This window comes from Gardnerella sp. 30-4 (assembly GCF_001641215.1).
Classification (GTDB): Bacteria; Actinomycetota; Actinomycetes; order Actinomycetales; family Bifidobacteriaceae; genus Bifidobacterium; species Bifidobacterium leopoldii.
On record NZ_LXJL01000092.1, the window covers coordinates 1 to 10,144 of the forward strand.

Here is a 10,144-nt window from a genome sequence, read left to right on the forward strand (position 1 = left end):
ATATTAAATAAAAGGCTTAAAATGACAGAAAATAATACAGAAGAAAGTGCCGATACTTGGCAGCTTTGCGGTAAGACTTTACACTCAAGGCTTTTGCTTGGTACAGGCGGCATGACGAGCATTGATATTATGGAAAAGTCGCTTGTTGCTTCGGGTGCGGAAGTGGCAACAGTTGCCATGCGTCGTCACGCAAAAACTGGCGTGGATATTTACGGCATGTTGCAGCGCCACAATATTAACGTTTTGCCAAATACTGCTGGTTGCAAAACTGCGCATGATGCTGTTCTTACAGCAAAAATGGCTCGTGAATCGCTTGGAACTGACTGGATTAAGCTCGAAGTAATTGCAGACGACGATACTTTGCTCCCAGATACTCGTGAAGTATTGCTTGCTGCAGAAAAGCTTATTGAAGAAGGATTTAGCGTGCTTTGCTACACGAATGACGACCCGATTGTGGCTCGTCGCTTGGTTTCGCTTGGCGTGAAGGCTGTTATGCCTGGTGGTGCTCCAATTGGAACTGGTCTTGGCATTTTGAATCCTCGAAACATTGAGCTGATTGTTCAAGAATGCAAGGAAGCTGGCGTTCCTGTAATTTTGGATGCTGGTGTTGGAACTGCTTCCGATGTTGTTAAAGCTTTCGAAATTGGCTGCTCTGGTGTGCTTCTTGCAAGTGCTGTAACTCGCTGCCCAGATCCTGTAAAGATGGGCCGCGCAATGGCTGCTGCTGTAACTGCTGGAAAGCTTGCTCACGATGCTGGCCGTATTCCTAAGCGTGAACATGCACTCGCTTCTTCGCCTGTTGAAGGTCGCGCTTGGGCTGATTCTGTACTGTAAATTTCTGTACTGTAATTTTTCGGCATATTATTCAACATGACGATTAATAAAATTTACGACAACCTGCAGGAGCTTGAGGCGGAACGCACTAGCCGTCACTTGCTCCTGCCGGGCTTTACTAATGAACATCAGCAGTTACTTCGCGATGCGAAAATCTGCATGGTCGGTGCAGGTGGACTTGGTTCGCCGTGCTTGCTTTCGCTTGCTGCTGCAGGAGTTGGAGAAATCACAATTTGTGACGACGACGTTGTTGAGCTTTCTAATTTGCAAAGACAGACTTTATATACTGTCGATCAGTGCGGCAAATCTAAAGCGCAACTTGCAGCTAATCGTCTGCAAGCGTTATCTCCAGGTTTAAAAATCAACCTTGTAAATAGATTTAATGAAGACAACGCAAAGCAGCTTGTAGAAAGTCACGATATTGTTATCGACGGTTGTGATAATTTTGATACGCGCTTTTTGATTGCGGATGCTGCTTGGAGTGCTGGTACGCCGGAAGTTTACGGTTCGGTGCTTTATTATGAAGGTCAAGTAAGCGTTTTCGTGCCAGGAAAAGGTCCTGGTTTGCGTGATTTGTATGCGTGCCCTCCGCCTAAAGAAAAAGTGCCAAAATCGGCTGTGTTGGGTGCAACTGCAGCTATTGTTGGCGCAATGATGGCAACTGAAGCAATTAAACTCATAACCGGTATTGGCACGCCGCTTATTGGCGTTTTAGCGCGTTATAACGCTCTGGATAATTCTTTGCGTCGCTTTAAGTTCAGCGCGTGAATCCTATTGAATTTTTCAGAATTTCCCATTAATTTTGCTTAAATTGCAAAACTTGAGTCTAGTTGTATAAAGTTTTTTGTAATTTTTGGGAATAAAAGTTGACTTTTATAAGTTGAGTGTAATAGACTCAAGTTTTGGAAAGTAAAAAAGCTGATGCTTTACATAGTTTCCAACAAGGAATCTAAATAAGGTTCAGCTTACGTAACTACAAAACTTGAAGGAAAGCGTAATTGCACAAAAGGTGCAATACCTAGTTAAGGAGAAATTATGGGACGCGCAGTAGGTATTGATTTGGGAACAACCAACTCTTGCATTGCTACTCTTGAAGGTGGCAGCCCAACAGTTATTGTAAACGCTGAAGGCGCACGTACCACGCCATCTGTTGTGGCATTCAGCAAGTCTGGCGAAATCTTGGTTGGTGAAGTTGCTAAGCGTCAGGCTGTAACAAACGTTGATCGCACGATTAGCTCAGTAAAGCGCCACATGGGCACTGATTGGACTGTTGATATCGACGGCAAGAAGTGGACTCCACAAGAGATTTCTGCACAGGTTCTGATGAAGTTGAAGCGCGATGCTGAAGCTTACTTGGGTGAGCCGGTAACCGATGCCGTTATTACATGCCCAGCATACTTCAACGATGCTCAGCGTCAGGCAACTAAGGATGCAGGTAAGATTGCAGGCTTGAACGTGCTTCGTATTATTAACGAACCAACTGCTGCAGCTTTGGCTTACGGCCTTGAAAAAGGCAAGGAAGACGAGCGCATTTTGGTATTCGACTTGGGTGGCGGTACTTTCGATGTGTCCTTGCTTGAAATTGGTAAGGATGACGACGGATTCTCCACAATTCAGGTGCAAGCAACTAACGGCGATAACCATTTGGGTGGCGACGACTGGGATCAGAAGATTATCGACTGGCTCGTTGGCGAAGTTAAGAACAAGTATGGCGTTGATTTGAGCAAGGATAAGATTGCTTTGCAGCGCTTGAAGGAAGCTGCTGAGCAGGCAAAGAAGGAACTTAGCTCTTCTACTTCTACCTCAATTTCTATGCAGTACTTGGCAATGACTCCTGACGGCACTCCAGTGCATTTGGATGAGACTTTGACTCGTGCTCACTTTGAGGAAATGACTTCCGACTTGCTTGGCCGCTGCCGTACTCCATTTAACAACGTTCTTTCTGACGCTGGTATTTCAGTAAGCCAGATCGATCACGTGGTTCTTGTTGGTGGTTCAACTCGTATGCCAGCTGTGAAGGATTTGGTGAAGGAACTTACAGGCGGTAAGGAAGCTAACCAGTCCGTGAACCCAGATGAGGTTGTTGCAGTTGGTGCAGCCGTTCAGTCGGGCGTTATTAAGGGAGATCGCAAAGACGTTCTGCTTATTGATGTAACTCCACTTTCCTTGGGTATTGAAACCAAGGGTGGAATTATGACAAAGCTTATCGATCGCAATACTGCTATTCCTACGAAGCGCTCGGAAGTATTCTCTACTGCTGAAGACAATCAGCCATCCGTGTTGATTCAGGTTTACCAGGGCGAACGTGAGTTTGCTCGCGATAACAAGCCTCTTGGTACTTTTGAGTTGACTGGAATTGCTCCAGCTCCTCGTGGCGTTCCGCAGATTGAAGTTACTTTCGATATTGATGCTAACGGCATTGTGCACGTTTCCGCTAAGGATAAGGGCACTGGTAAGGAACAGTCCATGACTATTACCGGTGGTTCTGGTTTGCCAAAGGACGAAATTGACCGCATGGTGAAGGAAGCTGAAGCTCACGAAGCTGAAGATAAGAAGCGTAAGGAAGAAGCTGAAGTTCGCAACCAAGCAGAAGCCTTTGCTTACCAGACTGAAAAGCTCGTGAACGACAATAAAGACAAGCTTTCCGATGAAATCTCTAAGGAAGTTACCGACAAGGTTAATGCTTTGAAGGAAGCTTTGAAGGGTGACGACGTTGAGAAGATTAAGTCTGCTCAAAGCGAGTTGATGACTTCTGCTCAGAAGATCGGTCAGCAGCTTTACGCTCAGCAGGGTGCTGCTGGTGCCGAAGCTGGTGCTCAGTCTGCTGCTGGTGCTCAGGCTGGCTCTGCAGCTAAGGATGATGATGTAGTTGACGCCGAAGTGGTGGACGACGACAAGGATGATAAGGACAACAAGTAATGTCCGACTTTAACGCCAACGAATATTTGCAAGATATGGAAGATGCTGACTCGCTGGATGTAAAAGCTACAGGTGATTCTGCGAAATCGTCTGCGCAATCTTCATCGAAAGCTGCTGAAGGTGCAAATCCTGCAGAAACGAAAGCTGATGCTAACGTTTCTGCGAATTCCGCAAATTCTGAGGATACGGCGAATTCCACTGAATCTTCAGAATCGAAAGACAGCCAAGACGCAGATAGCGGCAGTTTAACTCCCTTAGGTAAAGCTAAGAAAGAAGCTGCAGAGTACTTGGAAGCGTTACAGCGAGAGCGTGCTGAGTTTATAAACTTCAGAAATCGTTCTGCCAAAGAGCAGGATCGTTTCAGACAGCATGGAATTATTGACGTGCTGACAGCATTGCTTCCAGCATTGGATGATATTGACCGCATTCGCGAGCATAGCGAAATGGATGATTCGTTCAAGGCTGTTGCAACTAAGATAGATAAGGCTTTTGAAAAGTTTGGTGTGGAAAAGTTTGGTGAAAAGGGCGAAGATTTTGACCCGACCAAGCATGATGCAATTTTGCACAGACCAGATCCAGACGCTACAAAAGAAACTGTTGATGCTGTAGTTGAAGCAGGATATCGAATAGGAGATCGCGTTATTCGCGCCGCTCGTGTGGTCGTTTCTTCACCACAGCAATGACTAACGAAACTCTTTCGTGACTTTATTGCATAACTTGCTCGTGCTGACTCATAAGAGTTGGCACGAGCAGCCTATATTTGGTCAAAAGCGAAATAGCCAATGTGCTTGTGAAGAAAGGAGGCACAAATGGCTGAAAATGAATGGTTAGCTAAGGATTTTTATAAGGTTCTCGGTGTCTCCAAAGACGCAGATGAGGCAACGATTACCAAAGCGTATCGCAAACTTGCTCGTAAATATCACCCTGATTTAAACAAAACAAAAGAAGCTGAAGAAAAATTTAAGGATGTTTCTGAAGCTTATGACGTATTAAAAGATAGTCAAACTCGTCAACGTTACGATGCTATCCGCCAATTTGGTGCTGGTGGTGCTCGTTTCGCTGGAGGAGCAGGTGGTGCTGGCGGTTTCGATGCGTCGAGTTTCTCGGATATTTTCTCCATGTTCAACGGCGGCTCTGGCATGGGTGGTATGGGCGGAAACGGTTCGCGCATTCGCTTTACATCCAACGGTGCTGGACCAAATATGAGCGACATTTTCTCCATGTTTGGTGGAGGTCAGCGCTCTCAAGATTCAGCAGGATTCCAAGGTACGAGTGGCTTTGGCGGTGAGAGGTATTCTCAACCGCAGGAAGCTGACGTGCCTGAAGTTGGCGAAGATATAACAACCGATATAAAGCTCACATTTAAGCAAGCTTTTAAAGGCGCTACAGTATCGTTGCGTGCGGCTGGTGAAACTTTTAAAACGCATATTCCAGCTGGTGTAAAAACCGGACAGAAAATTCGTTTGAAAGGAAAAGGCAAGCCAGGCAAGTTCGGTGGTGCTGCAGGTGACTTGTACTTGCATGTTCAAGTAGAAGCATCAGATAAATTTACTTTGCGAGGCGACGATTTGATTTCTACATTGCCGCTAACGTTAAGTGAAGCAGTGCATGGTGCAAAAGTTAGTATAAACGACCTAGACGGCAATCCTGTTACTTTCAAAGTTCCAGCTTGTGTTTCAAGCGGTGATGAAGTTCGTATAGAAGGTGCTGGAGTGCCCGGAAAGAATGGCGATTTTGTTGGTGTTGTGCAGATTCGTTTGCCAAAGCGTTCGAGCATGTCTCTTAGACGCGTTGCAAAAGAATTTGATAAAACTGCTGGCGAAACTTATGCTGAAGAAATTAAAAAATTAAGACAAAACTAAGTTAACAATAATTTAGTAGGTTAAACACTGTTGAATTGCTTGTAACAGTGCTTTAAACATACTAAAAAGAGCAAAGGAAGGCGTGCTATGACACCAATAACGCGTGAAACTAAAGCACTGTATGAAATGTGTGCAGTTGCTTTAGTGCGTGGTACCGCAACGCTTGACGGGGCAGATGAAGTAGGATTTGTTCTTGATTTGCCAATATTTACCGTAAGCCATGTGGCACGCCTAACCAATACGCACCCGCAAACTTTACGACAGTATGATAGGCTTCATTTAATAATGCCGAATAGAACTGAAGGTGGCGCTCGTCGCTATTCTTTGCGAGATATAGACAGGATTGTGCAAACTCAGCATTTAAGCCAAAATGAAGGTATCAATCTTGCTGGCATCATGCAAATACTTGATTTGCAAGAAGAAAATCGACAGCTTAAAAGACAAGTAAGGCATTTGCTTGATTCTGCAGAGTCTTCAGAACGCAATATTTTTGCTGCAAATGCAGATGGTGACATTGTGGAAATGCAGCGTTCTCGCAATGCGCGTCGCTGGAGGCGGGATATTCTTACAGAGAGGCGAGCGTTACCTTCGTCGTATTCTTCGGAAAGCTATAACAGTAATTATAAAAATCGAAAGTCTTCGGATGAAAAATCTGTGGTGTTGTGGAGAGCGTGGAGCATATAGTAACGTAGGTATGGCTACTTATTGTGCTTAAGTGAGAAATTAGTGAGAATTAACGAGAAGAATTAATAGTGCGAAAAGTAATGCAGAATTAGTGCGAAAATGATGTGCTACAAAAGCTAAAGCAAATATATGCAATATAAAGGATTGTGAATGGCTGAACAGACGACGAATATGTGTGCAAATACTCTTAACTCTAGTGAAGAAAAACATGTGTTGCGTGCAGTTTTCTGGGATATGGATGGTACTCTTATAGATTCCGAGCCGTATTGGCATGAGTCGGAATTTTATTTAGTAAAAAAATACGGTGGATACTGGGATGAAGATTTAGCTTGGGAATGTTCCGGTGGATCCCTTGAAACTGTTGCCAATAAGATGATTCCTTCTGGTACAAAACTTACAGTAGAAGAAATTGGCAAAGGCATGGTTGATTACGTTGCTGCTCGTGAGGCTGAATCCGTGCCGTGGGTTCCAGGAGTTTTAGATGTACTTAAAAGTCTTACGGATGCCGGCATTACTTCGATTTTGGTGAGCAATTCGCCGCGTTGTTTGGTTGAAAATATTGTGAATCACGCTCCAGAAGGTGCTTTCGCTGGGTATGTGTGCGGAGACGATGGATTTAAACCGAAGCCTAGTGCTGAGCCTTATCTTGCTGCAGGAAAAATGGTTGGCATTGAGGGCACGGATGAGGAAGTTGCAAAGCAGATGGCTAATTGCATTGCCATAGAAGATTCTCTATCTGGTCTTACTGCCGCAGTTAATTCCGGAGCAACTGTAATTGCGCAAACAGGTTTTTCGCGCGCAAACATATCTGAAAGCAAGCATCATGCAGAACTTAACGGTTATGAAAATGTTACTGCTAAAATGCTTGAGAACATTGTTTTGAGCCGAAACTAATTAATAAACTAGCGAAACTAATTAACAAACTATTTAGCTATTTACTTAGCTAGCTATTCGCATATCTGTTCGTAAATTAGCTACAGTTTTGTTTATAAATAGCTACAGTTGATTTACTAGTTTCCTCCAGTTGTGTCATAGTTATTGTCATAACCATGACCGCCAGAATTATTATCGTAGCTGCCAACGCCGCCCGATGATGAATCGTCACGACCATACAGCTGACTATCAAGGTCTAAATCGTTGTCGTTGTCCTTGTCTTTATCTTTGTCCTTGTTTTTATCCTTACCCTCATTCTCAGTTTTTATATGCGTGAATGTATGTTGTTCGCCTAATCCCCATTTTCCATCAGGTCCACCAATTTTGCCTGTGTCTTTTGCTTCAGGGAATTTAGTATTCGGGGTTCCTATTACCGCTTGACGCATGTATCTTGTAAACAAGTGCACAGGGTAGTCGCTTCCGCCAAGATATCCGTGGAACGGTTTAATTACTTGTGGGCTACCTTTTGCGTCTGGATTCCATATGGCAAATGCGGTAACAATATTTGGCGTAAATCCTACAAAGCTACCAGCAGTTTCATCGTTTGCTGTTCCAGACTTTCCTGCAATTTCTCTACCTACAGCGCGAGCTTCAGTTGCTGTACCATGTTGCACTACGCCAATCATTGCTTTTGTAGCTAGAGCGGCATCGGCTGGTGAGAATACTTGCTTTCCGGCTGTTGGTGCACGGTAGAACTCCTTACCGTCAGGATTTTTTACGCTGGCAACAATATGCAAATCTGGGCGTCTTCCTTGGTTTGCAAATGTTGCATATGCGCGCGCAATTTCGCTTACATGCACAGAATCGTTTCCGAGCACAGTAAACGGATTCTTACCATTGACTCGTTCAGGGCTTAAACCTGCCATAACTGCAGTATGAGCAACTTTCTTAGCACCAAGTTTACTTTGCAAATCCATATACACTGTGTTCACAGAATTTGCAGTTGCACTGTATAAGTTAATGGTGCCGTAGCTCATGTTTGCAAAGTTTCCAACAGGTTTATCGATCCCATCAAACTTGCGTGGAGAATTGCCATTGAACATCGTATCCAAGCTAGTGCCAGCCTGAATTGCTCCCATAAGCGCAAAAGGCTTCATAGTAGAACCTGGCTCATAAAGCGCTTGTGTGGCGTTATTAAGCTGTTTCTTTAGATAATCGTCTCCTGCGTAAACGGAAATGATTGAACCATCTTTTGCGTTTATTGAAATTCCGCCAACTTGCAGTCCTTCTGGCACAATTCCTCGTCCATCTTGAGAAGGACTTGCAACTTTGAACATTAAATCTTGCTTAGCTTTATCGATAGTAGTAATAATGCGATATCCGCCACTGTCAAGATCTTCCTGCGTAAAAGCACCGTTCCTAGTTAACTCATCGCGAACCATATGCAATAAGTAACCTTGTTGACCTGCGTAAATGTTTTGAGTCGTCTGAGTAATAGTTTTAGGCATTTTTGCTTGCGCTGCTTGAGAAGCTGTAATGTAGCCATCTTCTTTCATAATGCGTAACACGCGCTTAAAACGAATGCCTGCTTCTTTTGGACCAATTGCAGGATCCCAGCTACTTGGTGCTGGAATAATACCTGCTAAAAGTGCAGCTTGCGAAAGTGACAAATCTTTTGCTTCTATACCGAAATATGCTTTAGCTGCAGCTTGAATTCCGTATGCTCCTCTACCCAAGTAAATAGTATTCATATAATTGCAAAGTACTGTATCTTTATCTTGGGTTTGCGCAATTTTCAAAGCTAAAATAGCTTCTTTTAGTTTTCCAAAATAAGTTTTTGTTTCACCGAGATAATATCTTTCCGCATATTGTTGCGTAATAGTTGAGCCGCCCCAACGCCCGTGCTTTGTAACGTTATGAAGTAATGCGCGTCCAATTCCTTTAAAATCTATTCCGCCATCGTGGTAGAAGGAACGATTTTCTGAAGCAACTATTGCTTTACCAACATATTTAGGTAGTACTGAACAATTGATAATTTCGCGATTTTGCTCAGCAAAAGAGCCTAATTCAGTTTTGCCATCTGAATAGTACACTTTCGTCTTATCTGCCATAGCAACTTTGTCTGGTGCAGGTATATCTGTAGTTGCGTACAGATAAGCAAAAACAATTGTGCCTAGCAAAATTGGTACAAAAATAACGATAAGTGCCCAAAAAATAATAGGATGTCTGCCTCGCCAAGCTCTACGACGCCTTCTGCGTGTTGCTGCGCGAGAACGTTCGAATCTCGAATTACGGCTGCTTTTGTTTGATTCAAAAGAATACGAATGTGGACGGTATGAGTCTTGTCCGCTTGGTGGGACAGATGAAGGCATATTCGTATTTTTTTGTGATTGTGACGATATGCTTCGAGTAGCTTTCTCATGCGAAGTAGACGCTCGTCTTCCATCTTTACGTGCAACCATACATTCCACCGTAGCGTCCGGTGTTGAATTTTTCTACAAAACAGCATGTTTTTGTTTAGAAAAGATTAAAAATATTGAATATTAGTACATATTTGTTAAAGCAATAGTATTATGAAATGTGTATGGTGCGGCATAATGTAATGTCGCTTATTTTGCAGGGCAAGGAGTCTATATGAGCATCCGCGTTGCCATTGCCGGTGTCGGCAATTGTGCTTCGTCGCTGGTTCAGGGCGTTGAATATTACAAAAACGCTGATGACGGTGAGAAAATTCCAGGGTTGATGCACGCTGTATTTGGTCAGTATCGTGTGCGCGATATTGAGTTTGTTGCGGCGTTTGATGTTGATTCTCTAAAGGTTGGGCATGATTTAAGTGAAGCAATTGGCGCTTCACAAAATAACACAATTCGTTTTGCTGATGTACCAAATTTGGGTGTAGAAGTATTGCGTGGTCCAACTTATGACGGTCTTGGTGATTACTACCGTGAAATGATTGATGAGTCCGAGGCTGA

Annotated in this window: 8 protein-coding genes and 1 pseudogene; 8 read left to right on the forward strand and 1 reads right to left on the reverse strand. The window is 43.7% G+C overall.

Annotation, left to right across the window (positions count from 1 at the left end):
* Positions 1 to 21: 21 nt before the first annotated feature.
* The 7 genes from A5294_RS05275 to A5294_RS05305 all read left to right on the forward strand — a co-directional run bounded on the left by A5294_RS05275 (position 22) and on the right by A5294_RS05305 (position 7,193).
* Positions 22 to 834, forward strand: coding sequence for a thiazole synthase (locus A5294_RS05275; RefSeq protein WP_004104776.1), 813 nt, complete (start codon positions 22 to 24; stop codon positions 832 to 834).
* Positions 835 to 870: 36 nt separating this feature from the next.
* Positions 871 to 1,602 carry a HesA/MoeB/ThiF family protein gene (locus A5294_RS05280; protein ID WP_004118451.1) on the forward strand — a complete coding sequence of 244 codons (732 nt, stop codon included), beginning with the start codon at positions 871 to 873 and terminating at the stop codon, positions 1,600 to 1,602.
* 267 nt (positions 1,603 to 1,869) lie between these two features.
* Entirely contained in the window at positions 1,870 to 3,753 is a 1,884-nt protein-coding gene (dnaK, locus tag A5294_RS05285) for a molecular chaperone DnaK (protein ID WP_004104772.1), read from the forward strand.
* Entirely contained in the window at positions 3,753 to 4,436 is a 684-nt protein-coding gene (gene grpE, locus A5294_RS05290; protein ID WP_004118452.1) for a nucleotide exchange factor GrpE, read from the forward strand. The genes dnaK and grpE overlap by 1 nt, the downstream gene beginning before the upstream one ends.
* A 126-nt stretch (positions 4,437 to 4,562) precedes the next feature.
* Positions 4,563 to 5,615 carry a DnaJ C-terminal domain-containing protein gene (locus A5294_RS05295; protein WP_004118453.1) on the forward strand — a complete coding sequence of 351 codons (1,053 nt, stop codon included), beginning with the start codon at positions 4,563 to 4,565 and terminating at the stop codon, positions 5,613 to 5,615.
* Positions 5,616 to 5,702: 87 nt separating this feature from the next.
* Positions 5,703 to 6,299 (forward strand): heat shock protein transcriptional repressor HspR, encoded by a 597-nt coding sequence (locus tag A5294_RS05300; RefSeq protein ID WP_004104765.1) that lies wholly within the window; start codon positions 5,703 to 5,705, stop codon positions 6,297 to 6,299.
* A gap of 150 nt (positions 6,300 to 6,449) precedes the next feature.
* Positions 6,450 to 7,193, forward strand: coding sequence for an HAD family phosphatase (locus A5294_RS05305; RefSeq protein ID WP_064340636.1), 744 nt, complete (start codon positions 6,450 to 6,452; stop codon positions 7,191 to 7,193).
* 116 nt (positions 7,194 to 7,309) lie between these two features.
* Here the strand turns inward: A5294_RS05305 and A5294_RS05310 are convergent, their stop codons facing one another.
* Positions 7,310 to 9,634: a transglycosylase domain-containing protein gene (locus tag A5294_RS05310; protein ID WP_064340637.1), complete on the reverse strand. Its 2,325-nt coding sequence runs from the start codon at positions 9,632 to 9,634 to the stop codon at positions 7,310 to 7,312.
* A gap of 172 nt (positions 9,635 to 9,806) precedes the next feature.
* On the opposite strand from A5294_RS05310, the pseudogene A5294_RS05315 reads away from it, so the two are divergent.
* Positions 9,807 to 10,144 (forward strand): annotated as a pseudogene (locus tag A5294_RS05315) (inositol-3-phosphate synthase); the annotation flags it as partial.

Bases quoted from the DNA above. Each gene is read 5' to 3' on its own strand.
- A5294_RS05275 (WP_004104776.1), top strand. From the start codon at position 22: ATGACAGAAAATAATACAGAAGAAAGTGCCGATACTTGGCAGCTTTGC.
- dnaK (WP_004104772.1), top strand. From the start codon at position 1,870: ATGGGACGCGCAGTAGGTATTGATTTGGGAACAACCAACTCTTGCATT.
- grpE (WP_004118452.1), top strand. From the start codon at position 3,753: ATGTCCGACTTTAACGCCAACGAATATTTGCAAGATATGGAAGATGCT.
- A5294_RS05295 (WP_004118453.1), top strand. From the start codon at position 4,563: ATGGCTGAAAATGAATGGTTAGCTAAGGATTTTTATAAGGTTCTCGGT.
- A5294_RS05280 (WP_004118451.1), top strand. From the start codon at position 871: ATGACGATTAATAAAATTTACGACAACCTGCAGGAGCTTGAGGCGGAA.
- A5294_RS05305 (WP_064340636.1), top strand. From the start codon at position 6,450: ATGGCTGAACAGACGACGAATATGTGTGCAAATACTCTTAACTCTAGT.
- A5294_RS05300 (WP_004104765.1), top strand. From the start codon at position 5,703: ATGACACCAATAACGCGTGAAACTAAAGCACTGTATGAAATGTGTGCA.
- A5294_RS05310 (WP_064340637.1), bottom strand. From the start codon at position 9,634: ATGGTTGCACGTAAAGATGGAAGACGAGCGTCTACTTCGCATGAGAAA.